This window comes from Vibrio sp. 1069, assembly GCF_033340555.1.
In genome coordinates this window covers 305,102-328,472 of record NZ_JAWOWP010000003.1, presented here as the reverse complement: position 1 = coordinate 328,472, position 23,371 = coordinate 305,102, and the positions used below count along the sequence as shown (strand labels likewise).

Genomic DNA, 23,371 nt, shown 5'->3' with positions numbered 1-23,371 from the left:
TAAACCTTTTTATTCCTTGTCGACGATGAATCCTTGGAATACCTCAACAAAATGTTCAGTGAGGAAGTCCAACTGGATTTGAGTTTCGATACGCGATGCGATAGTCGTAATACCAAGGTTGTGGGCAGTACGAGAGATCGACGTTAGCGTGAATTTCTGTTTTTCGTCGTGCAAGTTGTGTGTGAATAGGTAATCGAGCTTCACATAGTTCGGGCGGAACTCTTGGATGTATTCCAAAGATTGGAAGTTACGTCCGTAGTTATCTACGCCGAACTCAGCACCTGATTGGCGAATGGCATTACATAACAGTGCTGTGTGGTGAGGCTGATCGATAAAGCATTCCTCTGGAATTTCAAAGTGTAGCTTAGAGGCCACTTTGGCGTGTTTTTCCAGCATGCTAGTTGTCCAGCGAATAAACGATGGTTGAGACAAGCTGCTTTGCGCGATGTTAATCGCGACTGGGTCATTAAGTTCACCACTTTCTAGCATCTTAATCATTGATTCAATGACATACTGGTCAAAGATGTTGGTGGCGTCTAACTGTTCTAGTGCGAATAGGTATTGATTCGCACGATACGTTTCACCATCTTTTTCGATGCTTGAAAATACTTCGTTGTGGAATACTTTACCCCATGTGTTTTTCGCAGCTTGGAAACGGAATTTAACCCAATCACTATGAATGGCTTCTTCAACCAACGCTTTCCATTGCTGTTTACCCATCAAACTAGAAGGTGTATCACTGCCAATGAAGCCGTATGGCTTGTCTGGTTGCGCTTTGGCTTTCGATAGTGCGTTGTCCACCATCGAGAGGATTTCAGAGCGCGTTTTCTGATCTTTGCTGTGTGCAACCCCTAGTGACGCTTTAGGTTTTGCTAAGCCTGTTGGGTCAGTATTTAGGCCGTTCACACAATTGACGATGCTGTCCGATAAAATGCGTAACTCGCTCTCATCCATATGAGGGAAAAGCAAGCCGAACTCATCACTAGACAAGCGAGCAATAGTGGCACCCGGTACATCAATGGTGTTTTTCAAACGTTGAGACAGTTCTTTAACGTGGGCATCTGCGCGTTGGTAATCTTTGGTCTCGTAAATGTCCCCAATGTATTCAGCATGGAGTAGCGCGATACCCCCTTGCGTTTGCTCTGCAAGCCATTGGTCGATTTGGTTGATGTAGAATGAGCGGTTACCCAATTTAGATATAGGATCGAGGTAAGCCTGAGCACGCAGACGTTGCGCCTCTTTGGCTTGCTCTTTGAATGATAGCTCGATTTGAGCAGACATCATGTTAATGCCATCTACCACCGCGATAAGATCTTTGGTTCTTGGACGAGCAAGCGGTTCACCAAATTGGTTATTCGCGATTTCATGCATTTTATTTACGATGGCCGTTAATGGTTTTAGCGAGCGACGTAGGATGTATGAAATTGCCACTAAACCAGCTAGAAAAATAACACTGAATACAGACAGCAAGCCAATAAAACCTTGCCAGAGCTGCTCGTAAGCTGCGCCTGGGTGGCTAATGATTTCTACTTCGGCGAGCTGCATCCAACCACTGGTCACAACACGCTTATCGTGAATCGCTTTAAATAGATTCATGTCGATAAACCATTGTGGCACCGTACTTGGTTTAACTGGGTAAGTACGCACGATCTGGTAGTCAGAATCTAATGCTGTAAGACGAACAACGGAGTAGGTGCTGCCGTCAAACAGAGCATTAATCACGGACTCAACCGCGACTTTATCTTTGTCCTTTAGGTAAGGAGCCAGTGCCAAACCTACGGTGTTAATAGTGTTGTTGACCTCTGAACGTTGCTGTTGCTCCAAGCTGTCTCGAGTCGTGTTGAATTGGATTACGAATACTGATGCCAACAAGAGTATAAAGACCGTAACCATCCCCACCACAAGCTTCTTATATAGGGTCATGTTTCTCACTCGTCATAGTTAATTTTAGGTTTATTTAACTGCAACTTACGTTCGCGCGAGCGTAAGTCATTCCAAAGGCTCAACCGTGATGCTTTCCCTGCCAGCTCTCCAGTGCTAGCAGATGACTTCATCAACCACAGGTTTGTACCATTAAAACTGTATATCGGTAGCAAGTCGCTACGCTTAGAGGCTCGGACAATGTCAGGATTGATATTATCGAGAATGAGCGGCTCAGAACTTGGGGTAGGGTAGTAAGCTAATACCATGTGAAACTGATTCAGTTCGATGGCTTTTACGTATATTAGCCGCATCTTTGAATCTGGTATTCCTAGCTCGAGTAAAGAGAAGTACTTAGCAATAGTGAAATCTTCACAGTCTCCTGCGTTACTCCCTAAAAATTCGAGTGGCGTAGCCCAATAATCTGTCTTTCCCCACAGTTTTATGTCGTCAACGAAATACAGCTGATTAAAAAAGTCGTTAACGCCAGCGAGCTGTTCATGAGTCTCTAATTGTTTAAATAAGTCGAGGTTCTTTCGCCATGTATTTACGCGCAATCCCGCACGTTCGCCGTACACCGCTGTGACCGTATTGACCCATCGTTGTTCTTTGCTGTTCAGCGCACCAAGTTGGAACGACAAACAACTTAAGCTGATTAATAATGTAACTTTACGCTGCAAATTGGCTCGCATATTCGACTCATATCACAAGTATACTCTTCTAGAGAGTTCGTCAGTGAGAAATAAGTGCTTTTTATTTAATCACTTATCGCTCAATACTCCCTATCGCGAGTGTCTTAATGTGGTTTACTCCTTCAAGGCGTTAGTTTTGGCACTTAAGATAGGCTTAAGTAGATACTCCAAAACGGTTCGCTTCCCTGTGATGATATCGACCGATGCTGTCATTCCTGGAATGATTGGTAAATCTGCATCTTGACCAAAGTTTGTTTTTTCGGTGCGTACACGAACAATGTAGAAGCTGTTGCCTTCTTCATCTTGAGTGGTATCCGCGCTGATATGTTCCAACTCACCCTCTAAACCGCCGTACTTTGTGAAGTCGTAAGCTGTAAATTTCACGATAGCATGAAGATCTGGGCGTAAAAATGCGATGTCTTTTGGCGCAATTTTCGCCTCTACCAATAGTGTGTCTTCTGTTGGTACGATCTCGACGATATCCATACCAGGTTGGATAACACCACCGACAGTATTGATGTTCAGTGTTTTGATTTTGCCTGTTACTGGCGAATTCACAACCGTTCGGTTTACTCTATCTTCCAAGCCCACCGCTGATTCAACCAAAGCAGATAACTGGTCTTGGGCGCTGTTGAGTTTCTCTTGCTGTTCAGAGCGGAATTTGAGTGCAACATCAATACGGTTGAGCATGGATTCTCGAATCGCTGATTGCAATACGGGAATCTTGAGCTCACTGGACGTCATTTCACGACGGGTATCGTTGACTTGGCGCTGTAATTTGAGCAGTTCAATACGAGGAACAACGCCCTCGTCTGCCAAAGGTTTGGTGATATCGAGTTCTTTTTTCGCGTATTGGTAGCTTTGACGCAAGTTCCTTACTCGCGCTTGGATCTCTACCAAGTCCTGCTGCTTTTGCTGCACTTGTTGGTCAATAACAGAAAGTTGGTTGCGCAAATTATCTAGATCTTCGCGATATTCTGCTTTTTGACGCTGTGTGAGTTGAGGTCGAGTCTCTTCCAAGGTTGGTGGGAAGGTCAGTTTACCGTAATCAAGTAGTACACTTTGACGCCAGTTTTCCGTTTCAAAATCACGATTAACGGCAACACTGTTAATAGAAGCGGATAGTTGCAGCACAGATGCGGTAAGGTTGGCAACTTGTTGCTCACGTTCACGAAAATCTGAGCGAAAGCGGGTGTCATCAATAAGCAGTAACTGTTGGCCTTTTTCAACCAACTGACCTTCTTTGACCAAGATTTCTTTGACTAAGCCACCTTCTAAGTTTTGGACTACTTGTATCTGTGAGGAGGGAATCACTTTGCCTTGACCAACCGTGACTTTGTCGATTTCAGCCCAAGATGCCCAACCTATTGCTGCAATGAAAAATAGCACCATAACCCAGAGCATAAAACGCGCGCTGTTGGGGGTATTGAGGAGCAATGCTGCAGTTTTGTCATCAACAAAATCCAACTCTTCATCGTTGAGTTTGTTGTAGTTATCTCGGCTCATCACAGTCCCTGCTTATATAATTACGGATTATCTTTTTGATCTTATTATTATTAACCGATCATGTCAGCATGCTCGGCTAATAAAATATGAGAAGAGGGTTATTCTCTCTTCAAATGAGCTTTCTTACACTTTCTAAATCAAACAAAAGCATAATTAGCGCCGGAGTATAGCTATTACGCCTTGAACTTGGCTTTATCCAACTGATGTTTTTTTAGTTTGTCGTACAAGGTTTTGCGTGATACCTGTAATTCTAGTTGAACCTCTTTGAGTCTGCCGCGATGTCTTTGCAATGCATCGAATAACAAGCAATATTCAAAGTATTCTGTGCGCTGAGTCATACTCTGAATTTCAAGACTTTTCTCACTGTTCCAATCTTCCATTCTAAAAGTATCTGGCTTGAGGGCACGAAGTTCAGCAAATTGGCGTAGCTGCTTAACGTTTTCTGGCCATTCGAGACTGGTGAGGTGTTTGACCTCTTCTAGGCTGATATGTGGCGGCTGTAACTGATATCGACTCGCTGTGTGGCGCACAAAATGCTTGTATAAAGGCCCTATATCTTCCTTTCTTTCATCGAGCGTCGGTAAGTGAATTAGAGTCGCCAGGGATTTTAGAGGTGGCTCGGCTTGGGTGGTCGCGCCAAAAACACGTTCAAGTTTTGGGTGCTTGAACAAGTATTCCCATTGCTCAAATGATACATGCTCTGCGCTATGTAAGTACAAACTGCAGTGGCGTTTTCCTTCACTTAAGCGGTGTATGGCTTTGTCGAGCGCTTCTAATGAAAGCTCATAGAGGTCTTCACCAGAAGCGGCGATTAGCTCACTATCTGGTGTTGCATGTATGTCGTGGGCAAATTGTGCAGCGAGTCGCCGACCCGTACCATCTTGACCTACAAAAATGAGCGGCTGGCTTGTAGGCGCACTGATCAAGGCGCGACGAATGCTCACCATGGCCTTACTGTGACCAATCATTTTCGGACCAACATGAGTTTGCATGTCGAGCTCTTTCTTAAGCCAGATGTTTTCTTGCAACAAGTTCAGTTTATCGCTGGCATTGTTGAGCGATTTCATGAGCTGTTCCGTTGAAAACGGTTTTTCTAGAAAGTCGTACGCGCCGCTTTTCATCGCATCTACCGCGGTTTTCACATCTCCATGTCCAGTAAGTACGATGAATTGAAAGTGATCGTTTTTGCTTCGCAAAGTTCGCATAAACTCCAAGCCATCCATCACGGGCATATGGATATCGGTAATGATAATCGCAGGTGTATTTGAGTCGATTACGCGTAAGGCTTCTACTGCGTTTGGTAAGCAGGTGACGTCTATCCCTTCAATCAGCAGGGCTTGAGACACGGCATCACGAATGTGTGGTTCGTCATCAACAAAGAAAACTGGGTTATTCATGGTCGTTTTCCACTTCTGGGGTACGTTTATTCTGATTGACTATTGGTAGCGTCACGATAAAGGTCATCCCTCCTGCTTGTTGTTCTGTGTTCTGATGTTTATAGGCACAGAGGGAGCCGTGATAGCTCTCTATAATCCGCTTGGAGATTGTTAAACCTAATCCAAGACCCTCCGGCTTAGTCGTAAAAAATGGGTCGAACACTTTTGCTAGGGCTTCGTCTGACATCCCTGGCCCGTTATCGGAAACAAGAATGTCGCAACTGTCATCATGACACTGAACAGCAATGGATATTTGCGGATCGATACAGTGGTTTTCCATCGCTTGTGCCGCGTTGTGGAAGAGATTGATCAGCACTTGTTCTAATTCAACGCTGTGAATGGCCAGCTTCACATCATAGTCGATGGCCGGAACTTTTAGTGTTACTCCTTGCTTAATAAGCTTGTTGCTCAAAATGCTGGTGGCAGTATGTACCGCGTCGTGCAGTACTGAGATTTCATTGTGTGAATCGTGCGTGGCTTTCCGAGTAAAGACTTTTAAGCGGGCAATGACTTCCGAAATGGTGTCATTGAGTGTCAGCATTTTGCCCAAATTGTCAGCGACCATTGGGTATTTTTCCATTGCCAACAAACGCTGCGAGTTTTCGGTATAGGTTCTTAGTGCGGAGAGTGGCTGATTTATCTCATGATTAATACTGGCTGATAGCTCGCCCAACAGTGCCAATTTCGCGGCTTGCGTCAGTTCTTGTTGTGTTTGTTTAAGCTCTTGTTGGCTTTGCTCATATTGGCGGATGGTCTGTTGTAGTTTTTGGTTGGCTTCACTCAGAACTAGTGTCCGTTGCACTACTTTTTCTTCTAGGCTCACATTGAGATGGGCAAGGCGTGCTTTGTTAACTAGGGTTTGGAACCACGCTAACGCAATTAGAGCAATGAGCGCATATAAGATCAGGAAGACGATATCGGCCTGTAAAACGGCGGCAAGAACGCTGTTGTGGTTAATTAAGGCAACGACGCGAAACCCTTTATCCAATAAATGTGTTGCGTATGCGAGGTAATTCGGTGATAGAAGCAATTGATTGTCATCAAACTCCGTGACACCACTGTGTGCCGTTAACTCACCAAAATATTCGGGTAAGGTATCGCCATATTGACGCGTTTCAGTAAGTTCATTTATTGCGCTCGATGACAGTGGGAAAAGTGCACGATAGCGCCAGTCTGGTAAATTGCTCATAAACACGACATTGTGTTTATCTGTAATGAGTACGTCAGTCGTGGTTTGCGAAAGGCGCTGTTCTAATTGCTCCAAATTCACTTTTACTGTTATCACGCCAACGACTTCCTCATTTACCCACAGCGGAGATGAGAAGAAGTACCCACGTTTATTCGAGCGCACGCCTAATCCAACATATTGAGCGGGCTCACCGCGTCGCGCATTTTTAAAATAGGGGCGATAGCTAAAGCTAGAGCCAACAAACGTATCTTCTTGCTGAAAGTTACTTGAGGCTATGACTAACCCGGTACGGTCATGAACGTAAATCGTATCGGCCAAACTTTGCTTCAACCAATCTGATAACAGTAGGTTGAGCTCTTGAGAGGGCGTTCCGCGCTCGACTGCTTTGAGTAGTCTTGGGTCGTGACTTAATAGGTTTGGTATCTGTTCAAACTTTGCCAGTTCGTAGTCCACTTCTTGTGATACTTGCGCGGCTTGTCTCTCTAGCTTTTGTTGCCATTGATCATGTTGGTATTGAGTTGCGTAATGATGAGTAAGCGCAAGCCCTGAAATGCCAACGGCACACAGTAGCAGTAAAAAATGACGTAGGGCTTTGGGGTTGAGTAAGTTCACGATCGGCTCACTGGTTTTTTGTGTCATGGTATCAAATGACGCACTGTGATGCTGTGAGCGGCAACGATAACAAGCACAATGATGTCCTTGTATTTCCTCAGTATCGGGAGCACAATCGACAAAAACGAGTGAAGGAGTAAAGATGGAACTTGCTGATATTCGTCGTGAGTACACCAAAGGTGGGCTGCGTCGTAAAGATTTGAAAGCTGATCCTATTGATCAATTTAATCTGTGGCTAGAGCAAGCAGTTGAAGCGGGTTTAACGGACCCGACTGCGATGACAGTTGCAACGGTTGATGAAAATGGCATGCCGTTTCAACGCATTGTTCTATTGAAAAACGTCGACAAAGGTGGTTTTGTGTTTTACACCAACCTAGGCAGTCGCAAGGCCCAGCAGCTAGAGCATAACAGCAATATTAGTTTGCACTTCCCTTGGCATCCGTTAGAGCGCCAAGTTCATATTACTGGTGTGGCTGAAAAGCTTACCGCCGTAGAGAATATGAAATACTTTACTTCTCGTCCTAAAGAGAGCCAGTTGGCCGCAATCGCGAGCAAACAAAGTAGCCGTATTTCTGCCAGAGGTGTGTTGGAAGGTAAGTTTTTAGAGCTAAAACAGAAGTTTGCTAAGGGTGAAATACCAGTACCAACCTTTTGGGGTGGCTTTCGCGTAAAACCAAAGAGCATCGAATTTTGGCAAGGTGGCGAACATCGCCTTCACGATCGTTTTCTTTTCTCCCAGCATGATGGAAGTTGGGACATTGATCGTCTAGCGCCATAGGCTTATGGTCCCTCATGAATAAACAAACACCGCCGAATTGGGGCGGTGTTTTTGTAGGTAGAAGCGATGCGAATTATCGCTCTCCATTCAACACAACCGATAATTGATGCTTAAGCAGCGTTTTGGGTACAACAGAGCCGTAGCCTGCTTCCATTGCTTTATCTATTAGCTCGTTCTTGCTGTTCGCTGCAAACTTATTACGTAAGCGTGCGACGTGACCTTCAACGGTTTTTGTTGATATGCCCATGACCTGAGAGATAAATTGAGGCTTTTTGCCATAGAGCAAGAGGAAAAGCGTTTCTTGCTCGCGGCATGTGAGCTTCTCTGGTTTTGGTTGTAAGTCAGAAAAACGAAAGATGGATTGTTGATTTGGGTTGGTACTGATTGCACGACAAACCCAATACCCGACTTCAATCACGGCGGTGTCGGTGAGTTCCCTTCCGTAGAAAATGGTGCCTACGATGTCGCCTTTGTCATCTCGCCACGGTGTTTTAGTAAATATATGTGCTCGCCAGCGGCCATCTGGATAAGGGTGGATATCCAGAATTTTGAGTGACTCGCCAGTTTCGAGAACGTGTTTATCTTGGCGTTGAAATTCTTGCGCGCATTCAGTGGTTGGGCTGGCCATATCAAAATCAGTTTTACCCAAGCACTCCTCGGGCGATGTGTGCCCTAACAGTTCTGCGTATTCCTGGTTTACGTATAGGAATACCGAATCTTTATCTTTGCATCCCCAACAACCTGGTAGCTGTTTAAGGAGGGATTGTTCTATGGTATCGACTGAAATATTCACAAAAGGACTCACTACATACTGCTTATACCAATACAGAGACGTCCGTGTTATATGGCTCGTATTGATGTTGCCAAGTAGGCAGTTACGTTGCTAGAACACGTTCGTTGATTGGCGCTCAATCCAATTAAATTCATGGTGTTCGATGTTTTCGTCAGGTAGTCATAGACAACGACGGAATGGAACGAAGAGTTTAATTGGGAAAATGGTCTGTTTCATTACAGATATGTGCGCTCACGGATGTCCGCCTAATGTTCGGCTTACAACTCGTATCGTCCTTGATCATGCTTCCTACAACTCAGTTGTAATGTGGTTGACGTTCATATCACTTGTGAGTGAAAGAGCAGCACCTAAGCATATGAGAGGGACAGTGAGACAAAAGCTATGATATCAGCTTATGCCATTGTTTTCATTGTTGAGAAGCGAAAAAAAAGCCAGCCTGAAGACGGGCTGGCAACACAAGATATAATCTTGTCGACGTGTAGAAGAGGTTCTAAATTACCTAGCGAGGGTCTGCTAAGTAAGTTAGAGGTATCAATGAGATACCGAGAGCTTTAGATCGTATGCATCTTAAAGCTCGATAACTAATGTATTGAATCAGAAGCATATTAGTAAGGGGGGAAATCCCTCTATGTTGAGTTTAAGCGTGGGTTTCGATCCGTTTCAGGGACGACCTATCTAATATGGAGCACGATGTTTTACAAAATAACGGATTGTTCGGTAATAAGGATCTTTACATTGATTGATTATGCATACGTAAGGTGTTGCCTATCTATCCGTTTTTGTTAATAAAATTGGTTGCTCACTGACCGTAAATTAACCTCGCATGATCATCGTTCCGGAACTATGATCATGTAAATGAACTTGATCATGCTGATTTGATCTTGTCGATTGAGTTGGGTAAAAGTTGCAACCCAACAAAGAAGGTATATGATGCGAAGACGTAAGCTGACGGTGTAAAGACGACTGTTTAAAATGAGTGACTCCGATAACCAAAAAATCCTTTCATATCAAGAGATTATGCTACCAAAGCCGGCGGAGCTGATCACACTTCCGTCTTATATGGATTGCCACGATCATTCTTATACGCAGATCGTGATTGGTTTAAAAGGGCAAGCCGAATTTGAAGTGCGCGGGCGAGGTAATCTTGTCGGCCCTGGTCAAGGTTGTGTGGTCACCGCATGCTCTGATCATGCTTTCGGTGGCGTCATCAATCAATCGGATATTTTGGTGCTGAATATGCCCAAACCGACAAATGATGATCCTGAAATGCTTCAAAAAATCAATAACCTGGAGAGAGACCATGTCTACTTCCAGTTAGATAGTCAAATTCAGAAGCTGATACAGATGTTGGTTCAGGAAATGCGAAACCATCCGGATGACCTGCTGTTAAGTCGTGCGTGTAACGACACTGTGATTGCGTTAATGCAGCGCCATATCTCGGCATTTGAGACCAGTCGAAAAGAGTCGCGCTTTGATTTGGAGGCGATTGATCGTTACATTGAGCAGCACCTGAATCATAAGATTAGTGTGGCTCAATTGGCCGGGCGAGTGTTTCTTGGGGAAAGTCAGTTCCATTGCTTGTTTAAAGAGCAGATGGGGATTACACCTCATCAATATGTTCTCGGAAAGCGAATCGACATGGCTCGTGAATTAATCGAGCAAGGTCACCTTTCTTTAGGGCAAATTGCCGAGTTTACTGGCTTCTCAAGCCAGAGTACTTTTACTCATACTTTTACTCGCTTACAGGGAATATCACCTTCCCGTTATAAAAAACAAGTTGGATAACAACGCGTTTTTTAGGTCAAATAATCATCAAATTAGAATAAAGCCATGCACTATGCATGGTTTTTTATGTTTTATTCACGTGATCTATCTCTCGTTTTTTTAAATTCTCTGTTCTTTACAGTAGCTGATATGCCACTTGATCCTACATTTTCTCTTAGAACGAGCTCTTCACAAAAATCTTATTGATATTCTTGATATTTTGTTGTGAATGCAATGAAAAAATTAAAATTTACAACACAAAATATTACCTATTTGAATGTGACTATGTGGATGTTTTGTTATAAAAGCGAGTTTTTGGCAAAAATGTCGTAGTTTTTGACAAGTATTCTTATCGGCCTCAAAATACACTGCCAGCCATTGATAATCCTCGAAGCGGTTTTCGAGGAGTGAGATTGAGGAACACACATGTTTACAGCTACGAACGTGTTGACACCGGAATTTATCGGGCAGCCGCTTGATAAGTTGTGGTCACTGATCTCGCCATTATATATGGTGGACGAGTCTCAATGGCTAGAGCAACTATTGCCACTAGCGACGCCGACAGAGGATGAAAAATCGGCGATCACTACCCAAACGACCCACCTTATCGAAGCCATTCGTGCCGATAAGAAGTCAATCCAGATGATTGATGCTTTATTGCTGGAATACAGCTTAGATACTCAAGAAGGTATCTTTCTGATGTGTCTTGCAGAAGCATTAATGCGCATCCCAGATGCCGCGACAGCAGATTCTTTGATTAAAGATAAGTTGAGTGTCGCAGACTGGAAATCTCACCTGAAGAACTCTGACTCTGTGTTTGTTAACGCATCAACATGGGGCCTCATGCTAACAGGTAAAGTGGTTGGTCTTGGTGAGCAAGGCACCCAGAGCCCAGGTCAGGCTGTAAACCGTCTGGTAAATAAATTCTCTGAGCCTGTGATTCGTAAAGCCATGTATCAGGCAATGAAGATCATGGGTCACCAGTTTGTTCGTGGTCGTACGATCGAAGAAGCGCAGAAGAACGGTCGTCCAATGCGCGACAAAGGTTTCACCTACTCATTTGATATGTTAGGTGAGGCGGCGTTAACTACAGCGGACGCGAACAAGTACTTCAAAGATTACCTAATGGCGATCGAAGCGGTAGGTCGAGAAACTTACGGCAATGACACCAGCCCTGCGCCTTCGATTTCCATCAAGCTTTCTGCATTACACCCGCGCTACGAAGTCGCAAATGAAGAACGTGTAATGACAGAGTTGTATGACTCACTAATGCAACTACTAAAACGTGCTATTGAAGTCGACGTTGCAATCACAATCGATGCAGAAGAGGCGGATCGCCTTGAGCTCTCTCTGAAGCTATTTGAGAAAGTGTACCGTAGCGATCTTGTGAAAGGTTGGGGCAAGTTTGGTTTGGTTATTCAAGCCTACTCAAAACGTGCGCTACCAGTCTTGGTGTGGCTAAATGCACTCGCAAAAGAGCAAGGTGACGTTATTCCTCTGCGTTTGGTTAAAGGCGCGTACTGGGACAGCGAAATCAAGTGGTCTCAACAAGCGGGTTATGCAAATTACCCAGTATACACTCGCAAAGAAGCGACGGACGTTGCATACCTAGCTTGTGCTCGTTTCCTACTTAGCGAAGGTGTTCGCGGTAATATCTACCCACAATTTGCAAGCCACAATGCTCACACAGTTACGGCAATTGCTGTCATGGCGGAGCACAAAGAATACGAGTTCCAGCGCCTACATGGTATGGGTGATTCACTGTATAACCATGTTATGAAAATGTACGGTCAGCCAGTACGTATTTATGCTCCTGTCGGTAGCCATGCTGATCTTCTTCCGTACTTGGTTCGTCGTCTGCTTGAAAATGGTGCGAACAGCTCGTTTGTACACCGTCTAGTTGATGCGCGTTGTCCGATTTATGAGTTGACCCATCACCCTGTGGATGTGTTGACGGGTTTTGACACGCTACACAACGACAAAATTCCATTGCCTGCCGATATTTTCCCTGAGCGTAAGAACTCATATGGCGTCAACATTGATATCGACAGTGAGGCGAAGCCATTTGAAGCGCAGGTCGAAAGCTTCATGGACAACCAGTGGGTTGCAGGCCCGATGATCAATGGTGAACGCTTTGCCGAAAGCATGATCAAGGAAAATGCGGCTGAGATCATCACCGCACCGTACGATCGCCGAATTGAAGTCGGCAAAGTGGCATTTGCAACACTTGATCATGTTTCCTCTGCAATTGATGCGGCGCAAACTGCTTTCTCTGATTGGAAAGGTGTTCCTGTTGAGCAAAAAGCGGCTTGTTTAGAAAAGCTTGCTGACTTAATGGAAGAAAATCTGGCTGAGCTGGTGGCGATTTGTCACAAAGAAGCGGGCAAGACGATTCACGATAGTATTGATGAAGTTCGTGAAGCAGTGGATTTCTGTCGTTATTACGCGAAACAAGCGCAAAACCTACAGCCATTTGAGCTAGAAGGCTTTGACGGTGTGAAACGCATTTCTAGCCGTGAAGGTCTTGGTGTGTTTGTGTGTATCAGCCCTTGGAACTTCCCGTTGGCTATCTTCCTTGGTCAGGTAACGGCAGCACTGATTGCAGGTAACACTGTGGTTGCAAAACCTGCTGAGCAAACAAGCTTAATTGCCGCTCGCGCTATTGAATTAATGCTTGATGCGGGTTTCCCTGCTGGTGTGATTCAGTTACTTACTGGTCGCGGCGCTGAGATCGGTCATGCACTGACTTCTCATGATGCTATTGCTGGTGTGGCATTCACTGGCTCAACGGCAACGGCGCAACGCATTAACGTCACGCTCGCGGAGCGCAGCGCGAAACCGGTTCCGTTTATTGCGGAAACAGGTGGTCAAAACGCAATGATCGTGGACAGTACTGCATTGCCAGAGCAGGTGGTGCGTGATGTGATTCGTTCGGCGTTTGCATCTGCTGGTCAGCGTTGTTCTGCCCTTCGTGTTCTATTTGTACAAGAAGATGTAGCAGACCGTATGATCAACCTGATTCAAGGTGCGATGAATGAGCTGTATGTTGGTTTACCTTACCTACACAAAACGGATGTTGGTCCGGTTATCGACAGCAATGCAAAACAAAAACTCCTTGCTCACCTTGAGCAAATGAGCAAAACACAGACTAAAGTCGCTCAGCTACAGCTGGATGAATCGTGCCAGCATGGTGACTTTGTCTCACCAAGTGCGTTTGAAATCTCGGGCATCGATGTGCTGAAAGAAGAACAATTTGGTCCAATCTTGCACATTGTTCGCTTTAAAGCGTCTGAATTACCGAACGTGGTTGCGCAGATCAACAGAACGGGTTTTGGCTTGACGATGGGTATCCATAGCCGTAACGAAACCACGTACCGTTGGATTGAGAAACATGCACGAGTAGGTAACTGCTACATCAACCGAGACCAAGTTGGCGCTGTGGTTGGTGTACAGCCGTTTGGTGGTCAAGGCTTGTCGGGTACTGGCCCGAAAGCTGGTGGTCCACACTACCTATTCCGCTTTACTCAACATCTTCTTGCTCAAGCAGAAAACGCATAAGGAGTCGCATTATGGTTCATCAGATCACCTATTTTAAAGATGCATTCTCTGCGTGGGAGCAGTGGAATCTGACTGATTTTGATTACAAATGCGAGCATGTTCTGGCATTTAAATCTGCACTAGAAGGGCAGCAGTCTACCGTTGCCAAAGTGGTTTCTTACCACTTGCAACAAGCATCAGCTCTTCTTGCAGAAACTCACCAGTTAGTTGGCCCTACAGGGGAAACTAACGAACTGTATGCCGCAGGACGCGGTGTGGCTTTGGTGATTTGTGAAAACAACATCGAGCCTGCTGATAATGCGTTATACAGTGCTTTTGCGATGATCACCTGTGCCTTAATTGCAGGCAACAGTGTGGTCGTTTGCAGTGACAATGCAGAGCTAAACCAATTGGTTAAGCAAGCTGTAGCGTTGGCAAACTTCCCATCTAACTTAGTCCAGGTTGTTGCGTACGATGCGTCTGCCCCGTTGCTTGAGAGCGATGTACGTAGTGTGGGTTATGTTGGGCGTTCACAGGTTGAGCATGCGCTCAATCTTCAACTAGCTAAGCGTGACGGTGCAATCGTCGGCTTAGTTTCTGAAACGGATTTAGAGTCACCGAAATTGGCTCATGATCCTCATCTCTCGTTGCGCTTCATTACTGAGCGCACTCGAACGATAAATATTACCGCGGTGGGTGGTAACGCAACTCTACTCGAGTTGGGGAACGAAACTCACTAACCTGACTTGTAATGCCAATCTGGAGTAACTGGACTGAGAGCCGGTCCAGATTGGTTTTTTATACTCTGATGTATTGCTGAGACGGTAAAATATCAGGGCAGGCAAGGAAGGAAATAATTATAACGAGGACTATCTAATGATAGAAAATAGCTTTGCTATCACGTCCACTTTTGTGGCGTATTTACTGATTATGGTTGCTATTGGCGTTTACGCGTATAAGAGGACTTCCAATTCATCTGACTACTTCCTAGGTGGCCGTAGCCTAGGTCCGTGGCCTGCTGCATTATCTGCAGGTGCTTCAGACATGAGTGGTTGGTTGCTGCTAGGCTTGCCTGGCTATGCGTACGCTGCGGGTATCGAGGCCTTCTGGTTAGCCGGCGGTCTACTTCTTGGTACATGGGCAAACTGGCTCATCAGTGCAAAACGCCTCCGTACCTACAGTATCCAAACTGACGCGCTAACGTTGCCAGAGTTCCTGTCACGTCGCTTCAACGATAAGTCGAAACTGATTCAGACAATCTCTGCGTTTTTCATTCTTCTATTTTTCCTTTTCTACACCAGCTCAGGTTTGGTCGCAGGGGGCAAACTGTTTGAGACGGTATTCGGTCTAGATTATACCTACGCTGTTATCATCGGTACGGTGTGTGTCGTTTCTTACACACTATTCGGTGGTTTCCTAGCGGTATCTTGGACTGACTTAGTGCAAGGTCTTCTAATGGCGGCTGCGCTAATGATTGTTCCTATAGCGGTAATGGACGGTGGTTTAGGTCAGCTAAGTTCTGATCTACATGACATCAACCCAGAACTTGCAACGCTATGGAATGACGCGAAAGGCGAACCATTATCTGCGATTGCCATTATCTCTCTAGCGGCGTGGGGCCTTGGTTACTTTGGTCAGCCACACATCCTAGCGCGTTTTAAAGCGTCTCGTTCAAACAAAGATCTAACGACTGCACGTCGTATCGCAGTGATTTGGACGGCACTATCTATGGTTGGTGCAATGCTTGTTGGTCTTGTTGGTCTGGTTTGGGTTACGGGTCATCCGGGTACTCAACTAGAGGACGGTGAGAAGATCTTCATGCTATTGGTTAACGCAGTATTCCACCCTGTCGTTGCGGGTATGTTGTTAGCAGCAATCCTAGCGGCGGTAATGAGTACCGCTGACTCACAGCTCCTTGTTTCATCTTCAGCGCTTGCAGAAGATTTCTACAAGCAAGTATTCAAGCCAGAAGCATCTTCTGAAGAAATCGTAATGATTGGTCGTATCGGTGTTATCGTTATTTCGCTTGTTGCGCTATTCCTAGCGATGACGCCTGATAGCTCAGTACTCGGTCTTGTATCTTACGCTTGGGCTGGTTTTGGTGCGGCATTTGGTCCTGCGGTTGTACTTAGCCTTTACTGGAGCGGTATGAACCGTAACGGCGCGTTAGCAGGTATTCTTGTTGGTGGTATCACTATCGTAGTTTGGAAGCAGCTAACTGGCGGTTGGTTTGATGTGTACGAAATCGTACCGGGCATCATCTTCTCTACGCTTGCCATCATTGTGGTAAGTAAAGCAACGGGTGGTGCTGCGCAAGACGTGTTAGACCAACACCAGTCGTTCGAGAAAAAACTGGTTGAACTAGACTAGTAACTTCCCGTATATGAACACAAAGCCCGCTATTTTAGCGGGCTTTGTTTTATCTGAAACTTAATTAACGTTAATGGTGGTAGCTTGAGATCAGAGCTTAGCATTGCTCGGTTAGATTGGAGTGTTAGTCGCGACGAATTTTGGAGTAAATAACGGTGTTACTCAACTCTCCCGATGTAGTCAGACGTTCGTTTCTGAGCTCTCCTTCGAACTCATAACCACAGCGCTCGGCTACAGCCCGGCTCTTTTGGTTGGTGCTATCAGCATGAATTGCGACTCTCTTGGCGCCCAAGTCATCAAACGCATAGCGCTCAACTTCGAGCACAGCCTCGGCAACATAACCATTGCCAACGGCAGCATTATCTAACCAATAACCTATCTCAAAGGATGGTACGTCGGGATCTCGAATCATCAGGCCGACCGCACCCAGTAAGCGATCGCTTTCCTTTTCAATCATGTAGTAACGCAGCTCTTCTTCGAAGTTTTCAAAGTTTGCGATGGCTTTCTCTGTCCCTTCTATCATCGCTTCTAATGTCAGCACATGAGGCACCCACGGCAGATAGACTTCGAGAGTTTTTTGGCTACGAACGACAGCTTGATGCGCCTCTTCGGCTCGTTCTAAACAAGCAGGGATGAGTTTGAGACGTTTCGTTTCCATGCCGACTCTCCTATGGGTGAAAAATGAACGGAAAATCATTTAAACAGATGTACTTAGAATGATCTAGTCAACGCCGTCATATTATTCACTTGGTTTGCCAGAGAGAAACTGAGAGAATCGAACCGTTATCAAACCAACTAGGTTCATTATGAAACTTTTAGTAAGAAACTTGGCTCGTCACATGACCGAGCAAGATATCCGCAAATTATTCTCAGCGTACGGCAAAGTAGAACTGTGTTCGCTAGTGCTTGATCAAGACACGGGTTTGTCGAAAGGCTTCGGTTTTGTCATCATGCCGGACGAAGCAGAAGCCATTTCTGCTCTTGAAGCACTGAATTTGACGAACGTAGAAAAAAGCAAAATTCGCGTGAAAGTCGCACAAGACTAATACAGAGAAAAGCCAGCGTTATTGCTGGCTTTTTTGTCTTTCTATTTAGAGACCAAATTGGCAACATTCTAGAATGTCTTCTCTTTTCGTTTTAGCGAGATTGATCATCAATTCTCTCTTCAAGTTGTTTCATTAAATCCTTTAACTGTAGAGAATCGAAATTGTCTGAATTCGGCACTTGGTAAGCGTCGTTGACTGTGTAGAGCATCAAACTTTTGCTAGAGAAGAACTCTTTCTGTATTTGGACTTTGACAATGTCATCAAGAGGTAGACGGAAGTAAACCGTTGAGCCCTGGCGGTACTTCAAGGTGTTGGTGCTTGCATCGATATCTAGCGTTTTAGGATTGAACGCGCGGCGCGTGAAGTACGTTGAGAGCAGTTTCAATCCTATTATTGTGAGTGCTACGAGTCCAAACTCGACGATCTTGTCTGCTAGGTAGGAAAAATAGAACAGCGACAACAATACAGTTCCTAGCAAGAAAGGGTTGTTCTTGGGCAGATTTTGTGAAGTTTCATGGATGATCATCCGACATATCCCTCTTCTATACGCGGTAAACTCACCGCACCAAGTAACTCCTCAGTGTTTCGCAAGGTAATAGCGTACGCCACGCCTTGATGCTGCTGATACATCGGATCGTGCCTATCTATCCATGCTTGCGCCATCGGTCGCTCATAAGGATGAGGGATGTTTGCTGTCATGTCAGCAATTCGCTTATCTCCAGCGAGTAAAGCCACTTGTTGGCAGTCATCGATATTGAATGGCCGGAGGACGAGTCTTTCGGTAGTGAGAATCGGTTGTATCGTCATGCATTTCTTCCTTGATGAGACGGCTATAGCTGCTAGCAACTGGTTTGCGGGGTAAATCAAGATAACAAGGCGTCTCGAAAGCTTGATCTAGCCAGCTGTAAAGTTGTCATGCGCCTTACTAAATAATAAGCCCGAACAATTGCTTATGTGTAATGTGTCGTATTATTACACACATAAGCACGTTTGCTCATATTGATGGTACAAAAGTTGAGGTCTGACCAATGTCTCAGTTTTTTGATACTTTCGTTCAATTTTTTGAAGATAGGGCACAAAAAATTAAAGGAGCTTTTTAATTGTGGAATTATTTTGAACAAAATATGTCAATTGTCAGTAGGACGAAAAAGTAGGGAGAAGAGAAATGCCGGATATATATTGCGCAGCTTGTAGAAAATCAACGCAACATAAAGTGATTATGAAGCGTTGCGAGCCTCAGTCTGTTGACTCGTTAACAGGCAAAATGGTGAGTTTTACACAGCTGATGGCGAAATTTGTATCAGGTGAACATTATTACGAGATGGAGCCTCAATACTACTGCCGTTGTTGTAATCATCGTGCAATTGGAGAGGTTGTTCCACATCCTACACGGCATACATCGGCCGCACTCTAACTCTGAGTGATAGCCATGATTAATGGCTAAATAGGGCGGCGTTGCCCGAACGACATATCTATACAGGCGTGTCATGCGCTTTCAAATTTGCGACTCCACGGGAGCCGCTAGGTTGCTTTTTCTCTTCATATCACGGTTACTAAGTGAGCGGCAATAATCATAGCTCTTTCCCTCCTTCGTTGTTTTCTGGTTATTCTCTGCTGAATTTCACATGCTGTACATTTGATGGTTTGCAATTGTTTGAGCAACGATTAATGTGATGCTTTCTAAGTGGTTACAAGGAAGTGGGTTAATGAGTTATCAATTGGACCGGATTGATTTACATATTTTGAGAGTGCTTCATTCGAGAGGCAGAATTCCAGTTGTAGAACTAGCAAAGCTGATTAACTTAACGACTTCTCCATGTTCTGATCGTGTAAAGCGGCTAGAAAAAGAAGGGTATATCAATGGTTATCATGCGGAGTTGAATGCGGAAAAGTTGGGGCTGGATGTGCAAGTATTCATCCATATTCGTTTAGACCAAACCAGTTTTTCTATTTTTGAAAAGTTTGCGAAAGCGGTGGAATTGATGCCTGAAATTGAAGAGTGCTACTCGCTCTCTGGAGATTTCGATACCATGATAAAAGTTCGTGTTAAGAGCATGAAAGCGTATCAGGAGTTTATGTCGAGCAAGTTAGGCACGCTTCCGGGCGTGATTCAAACTCGTAGTGAAGTGGTCATAGAAGAACATAAAACGGGATTTGGTGTTAATCCCGAGCTCCTTGGTTAGGCGAGGCATGTGTTGAGCCTCCTTATTGAGCGTGACTTGGCGTATTATTTTTTCAAGATAAAAAAAGGAGCCGAAGCTCCTTTTTAATAAATCGGTGAGCGATTATGCCCCGATAAAGGTGCTGATAACGCCAATTAAACCACCAAAAACACCGCCCCAAACGACTAGCCAGCCAAGGTGTTCTTTAATCATTTTTTGCACCATTTCTTTGACCAGTGCGGGTGTTAATTCGCTCAAGCGCTGATCAATGATGCCTTCAATGTTCTGCTTTATCTCATCCATCATAGCAGGAGATTCGAACTGCTCTTTCAGTGCTTCTTTGATGTTATCGCTCTTGCTCAACTCAATAATGGATTCTTGCATCTTTTCGACGAAAGGCTGCCGCATAGGTTGTAATGCCTCCGCGCCGCCAAACATCGCTAGCATGCCGCCAAATTGAGAGCCTTCGATCACTTCTACCAAAGAGTCAAACGCTGGGTTTAAATCCACTTTCTCAATCACAGGTTGAAGATCGATGTTTACACCGCCCGCCATTTCTTTGTTCAAGAATCGATCGATGTTCGCTTCGGTAAAGAACTGCTCCATCATCAAGTTTTTGATAGCCAGTTTAAACTCTTCAAATCGCGCGGGGATCACGCCAGAACCGTATAATCCAGGCACTTTTTCAAACAGCATGTGGATGGCAAGCCAGTTAGTGATGGCGCCTGAGAACGCAAACAGCCCCGCATACCAAAGGTAGTCGTTTTGTAATTGATGACCTCCAGCCATCAAAGCGATAGCGAGGACATTCGTTAGCAAACTTTTGTTCATAGTGACCAGTTATATGTGAATATCGGAATAAATAAGTGGGCCTGATTCTATACCTAAGTCACATTGAGATGCTAGGTTTTGCCGTGATGAGTGACCGTGTTGCGAAGGGATAAAAATGGATGTACAGAAAAACAAAACCCGACAATTACTGTCGGGCCACTGCTTTTTCTTAGAAAAACTAAGATTCTATTTTTAATTTTAGATGCGGTAGATCTTACAACAAAGTTGGCATTTCCATCTTTCTGAGTAGCCGAATAGCTTGTCAGCCCAACTTGGTTTGAGTTGTACGATCTGCATTGAACCACATTTACACATAAGCTAATTACCTTATTGTTAATCTAATAACTAAGCCACCTATTGAGTATAGCTGCTTCTCAAAAAGTGAAATGACAAATGAAGACAGCTCAAAACTCTGTATTGTGTTCATTGCAATGGATACGCAACGAGGCGGTATATTAGCAGAAAAAATGTGAGCTTTATCATGGAGAATGTTTCATATATGAGAAACTATAATGGCTATATGAGTATAGGGTTATCAATAAAAATGAAAAACGGCGCTTCATGCGCCGTTTTTATTGGGTTTCTCGCTAATTAAGAAACGTGTTGATTTTCTAACTCTTCAGCGATAAATCCGCCAGTTTGATGGGCCCAAAGCTGGGCATAAATACCGTTGTTCGCGATGAGCTCTTGGTGAGAACCTTGTTCAACAATACTGCCTTTATCTAGCACGATGAGGCGATCCATTTGTGCGATGGTCGACAATCGGTGCGCAATCGCAATAACGGTTTTTCCTTGCATTAACTCATTCAAGCTTTCCTGAATGGCTGCTTCGACTTCTGAATCCAGAGCCGATGTCGCTTCATCCAGTACCAGCAATGGTGCATCTTTGAGTAGCACACGAGAAATCGCGATACGCTGACGCTGGCCGCCAGACAGTTTCACACCACGTTCACCAACTTGCGCATCGTATCCGACATTACCAAATGGGTCGGTCAGAGTTTCAATAAACTCATGGGCATGCGCTTGCTTAGTGGCTTTCAGCAAATCTTCTTCTGTCGCATCTGGGTTGCCATACAAAATATTGTCTCGAATCGAGCGGTGTAGCAGAGAAGTATCTTGGGTCACCATACCGATCTTTGAACGCAAAGAGTCTTGTGTGACTTCTGAGATGTTCTGTCCATCGATCTTAATGCTGCCGTCTTCGACATCGTGGAAACGAAGTAACAAGTTCACCAAAGTCGATTTTCCGGCGCCGGAGCGCCCAACCAAGCCTACTTTCTCTCCTGGTTTGATGTTGAGATCGAGGTGGCTAATCACGCCTTTGTTCTCACCGTAATGGAAGCTGACGTTATCAAAGTGAATGCCACCTTCAGTGACAACTAAGTCTTTTGCGCCTGGTTTATCTTTAATATCAATTGGCTTAGAGAGCGTTTTCATTCCATCGACTACGGTTCCCATATTTTCAAAGAGGGCGCCAACTTCCCACATGATCCACATCGACATACCATTTACGCGTAATGCAAGGCTAACAGCAATCGCAATCGCGCCAACGCTGATGGCACTATCCAACCACAGGTAAATCGATAAAGCAGCAACGGAAAAGACTAAAATATAGTTTGAGATCTCTACAGCAACGTCAAAGCCGGTCACTAGGCGCATTTGACGATAGACCGTATTCAAAAATCCCTTCATGCCTTGCTCGGCATATTGGGTTTCGCGCTGGCTATGAGAAAACAGTTTGACGGTTTGAATATTGGTATAGCTGTCGACGATGCGTCCTGTCATTGTCGAACGTGCATCGGCTTGCGCTGAAGCGACATCTTTGAGCTTAGGAACGAAATAGATTTGGATAGCGATGTAAGCGAGCAGCCAGACGATCATTGGGATCATCAAACGCCAGTCTGCTGTCGCTAACATGATGATCATACTGGTGAAGTAAACCGTAACATAAACAAACACATCCATAGCTTTCATGACGGTTTCGCGCACAGCTAGTGACGTTTGCATGACTTTAGTTGCAACTCGGCCTGCAAAATCATCTTGATAGAAGTTTAAGCTTTGATTGAGCAAATACCGGTGTGCAAGCCAGCGGATAGACATTGGATAGTTGCCCAATAATGTTTGGTGAACGAGCAACGAATACACGATCACCAAAATGGGCATGACAACCAACAATAAGGTTCCGTAGAAAATTAAATCTGCTTTATTGTCTTGTAAGAACGTTTCTGGATTGCTGGTGGACAACCAATCAACCAATTGTCCCATCGCGCCAAACAACATAACTTCAACGACAGCAACAATCGTGGCCATCAAAGACATGATGATCAAAGGCTTTTCGTAGCCGCGGGTGTAATAACGTAAAAAAGCGAGCATCCCTGAAGGAGGCTGATCTGGTGTGGATTTGGGGAACGGCTCTGTAAAGCCTTCAAATCGTTTAAACATAACTCATCCTAAAGTTAAAACAGTGCCATTTGGGGTGGCTAAATCCATCGATTCACGCAGCTTTGGACGAAGCCGCGTGTATAAGAGTTTTTGGCTGCTCTCGAGAAAGCAGACGGATTGACGAGAGGGGCGAAAAAATAGTCTAACCGATTATGTTTTAAATGTAACTAGTTGGTTATGGGTGTGGTTGTCTATGGTTCTGATTCTTATGATGAATTCTTCGCATGTTCATCGCGATGCCATAAAACCTTAAACCTTCATAGTGACAATAAAATTTCGGGAGAAATAAGCTA

General features: G+C 44.7%; 18 protein-coding genes and 1 pseudogene. 8 read left to right on the top strand and 11 right to left on the bottom strand.

Annotation, left to right across the window (positions count from 1 at the left end; all coding sequences use genetic code 11):
• Nucleotides 1-9: 9 nt before the first annotated feature.
• From R7040_RS07490 to R7040_RS07470, 5 genes are all read right to left on the bottom strand, one after another.
• Nucleotides 10-1,923 carry an EAL domain-containing protein gene (locus R7040_RS07490; protein WP_005383568.1) on the bottom strand — a complete coding sequence of 638 codons (1,914 nt, stop codon included), beginning with the start codon at nt 1,921-1,923 and terminating at the stop codon, nt 10-12.
• Between the two features lie 5 nt (nt 1,924-1,928).
• Entirely contained in the window at nt 1,929-2,612 is a 684-nt protein-coding gene (locus R7040_RS07485) for a transglutaminase-like cysteine peptidase (RefSeq protein ID WP_053303958.1), read from the bottom strand.
• Nucleotides 2,613-2,726: 114 nt separating this feature from the next.
• The gene (locus R7040_RS07480) at nt 2,727-4,118 is read right to left on the bottom strand and encodes an HlyD family type I secretion periplasmic adaptor subunit (RefSeq protein WP_005374562.1); all 1,392 of its coding nucleotides are present in this window, start codon (nt 4,116-4,118) and stop codon (nt 2,727-2,729) included.
• A 173-nt stretch (nt 4,119-4,291) separates the two neighbouring features.
• Nucleotides 4,292-5,515: a sigma-54-dependent transcriptional regulator gene (locus tag R7040_RS07475; RefSeq protein ID WP_005383565.1), complete on the bottom strand. Its 1,224-nt coding sequence runs from the start codon at nt 5,513-5,515 to the stop codon at nt 4,292-4,294.
• Nucleotides 5,508-7,382, bottom strand: a complete 1,875-nt coding sequence (locus tag R7040_RS07470) for a sensor histidine kinase (RefSeq protein WP_017634535.1) — start codon at nt 7,380-7,382, stop codon at nt 5,508-5,510. The genes R7040_RS07475 and R7040_RS07470 overlap by 8 nt, the downstream gene beginning before the upstream one ends.
• A 115-nt stretch (nt 7,383-7,497) precedes the next feature.
• Between R7040_RS07470 and pdxH the strand changes: the two genes are divergently transcribed.
• Nucleotides 7,498-8,133 carry a pyridoxamine 5'-phosphate oxidase gene (gene pdxH, locus R7040_RS07465; protein WP_064355022.1) on the top strand — a complete coding sequence of 212 codons (636 nt, stop codon included), beginning with the start codon at nt 7,498-7,500 and terminating at the stop codon, nt 8,131-8,133.
• 73 nt (nt 8,134-8,206) lie between these two features.
• Here the strand turns inward: pdxH and R7040_RS07460 are convergent, their stop codons facing one another.
• On the bottom strand, nt 8,207-8,926 hold the full coding sequence (locus R7040_RS07460) for a PAS domain-containing protein (RefSeq protein ID WP_017820063.1): 720 nt from the start codon (nt 8,924-8,926) through the stop codon (nt 8,207-8,209).
• 972 nt (nt 8,927-9,898) lie between these two features.
• Here R7040_RS07460 and R7040_RS07455 point away from each other — a divergent pair.
• The 4 genes from R7040_RS07455 (at nt 9,899) to putP (ending at nt 16,597) form a co-directional block, all read left to right on the top strand.
• Nucleotides 9,899-10,711 (top strand): AraC family transcriptional regulator, encoded by an 813-nt coding sequence (locus R7040_RS07455; protein WP_046875650.1) that lies wholly within the window; start codon nt 9,899-9,901, stop codon nt 10,709-10,711.
• Between the two features lie 405 nt (nt 10,712-11,116).
• A complete protein-coding gene (putA, locus tag R7040_RS07450; RefSeq protein WP_318081163.1) occupies nt 11,117-14,248 on the top strand; it encodes a bifunctional proline dehydrogenase/L-glutamate gamma-semialdehyde dehydrogenase PutA in 3,132 nt (1,043 codons plus the stop codon).
• Between the two features lie 11 nt (nt 14,249-14,259).
• Nucleotides 14,260-14,967 carry a 1-pyrroline-5-carboxylate dehydrogenase gene (locus tag R7040_RS07445; RefSeq protein WP_005383557.1) on the top strand — a complete coding sequence of 236 codons (708 nt, stop codon included), beginning with the start codon at nt 14,260-14,262 and terminating at the stop codon, nt 14,965-14,967.
• Between the two features lie 136 nt (nt 14,968-15,103).
• Complete coding sequence (putP, locus tag R7040_RS07440; protein WP_005374582.1) at nt 15,104-16,597, top strand: sodium/proline symporter PutP; 1,494 nt, start codon at nt 15,104-15,106, stop codon at nt 16,595-16,597.
• Nucleotides 16,598-16,721: 124 nt separating this feature from the next.
• Here putP and R7040_RS07435 read toward each other — a convergent pair whose 3' ends face one another.
• Nucleotides 16,722-17,255: a GNAT family N-acetyltransferase gene (locus R7040_RS07435; RefSeq protein WP_213866655.1), complete on the bottom strand. Its 534-nt coding sequence runs from the start codon at nt 17,253-17,255 to the stop codon at nt 16,722-16,724.
• Between the two features lie 148 nt (nt 17,256-17,403).
• Here R7040_RS07435 and R7040_RS07430 point away from each other — a divergent pair, with 148 nt between their 5' ends.
• Nucleotides 17,404-17,643: an RNA recognition motif domain-containing protein gene (locus R7040_RS07430; RefSeq protein WP_005374587.1), complete on the top strand. Its 240-nt coding sequence runs from the start codon at nt 17,404-17,406 to the stop codon at nt 17,641-17,643.
• A gap of 91 nt (nt 17,644-17,734) precedes the next feature.
• On the opposite strand, the gene R7040_RS07425 is transcribed toward R7040_RS07430, so the two are convergent.
• Together R7040_RS07425 and R7040_RS07420 are read right to left on the bottom strand one after the other, a co-directional pair.
• Nucleotides 17,735-18,169 carry a hypothetical protein gene (locus R7040_RS07425; protein WP_017820067.1) on the bottom strand — a complete coding sequence of 145 codons (435 nt, stop codon included), beginning with the start codon at nt 18,167-18,169 and terminating at the stop codon, nt 17,735-17,737.
• Between the two features lie 5 nt (nt 18,170-18,174).
• A pseudogene (locus R7040_RS07420) lies at nt 18,175-18,450 on the bottom strand (GNAT family N-acetyltransferase); the annotation flags it as partial.
• Between the two features lie 358 nt (nt 18,451-18,808).
• Between R7040_RS07420 and R7040_RS07415 the strand changes: the two are divergent.
• Together R7040_RS07415 and R7040_RS07410 are read left to right on the top strand one after the other, a co-directional pair.
• Nucleotides 18,809-19,057 carry a hypothetical protein gene (locus R7040_RS07415; protein WP_005374593.1) on the top strand — a complete coding sequence of 83 codons (249 nt, stop codon included), beginning with the start codon at nt 18,809-18,811 and terminating at the stop codon, nt 19,055-19,057.
• 292 nt (nt 19,058-19,349) lie between these two features.
• Nucleotides 19,350-19,826 (top strand): Lrp/AsnC family transcriptional regulator, encoded by a 477-nt coding sequence (locus tag R7040_RS07410; protein WP_005374595.1) that lies wholly within the window; start codon nt 19,350-19,352, stop codon nt 19,824-19,826.
• 102 nt (nt 19,827-19,928) lie between these two features.
• Here the strand turns inward: R7040_RS07410 and R7040_RS07405 are convergent, their stop codons facing one another.
• Nucleotides 19,929-20,636: a DUF445 domain-containing protein gene (locus R7040_RS07405; RefSeq protein ID WP_005392172.1), complete on the bottom strand. Its 708-nt coding sequence runs from the start codon at nt 20,634-20,636 to the stop codon at nt 19,929-19,931.
• Nucleotides 20,637-21,227: 591 nt separating this feature from the next.
• A complete protein-coding gene (locus tag R7040_RS07400; protein WP_005392176.1) occupies nt 21,228-23,078 on the bottom strand; it encodes an ABC transporter ATP-binding protein in 1,851 nt (616 codons plus the stop codon).
• Nucleotides 23,079-23,371: the final 293 nt, after the last annotated feature.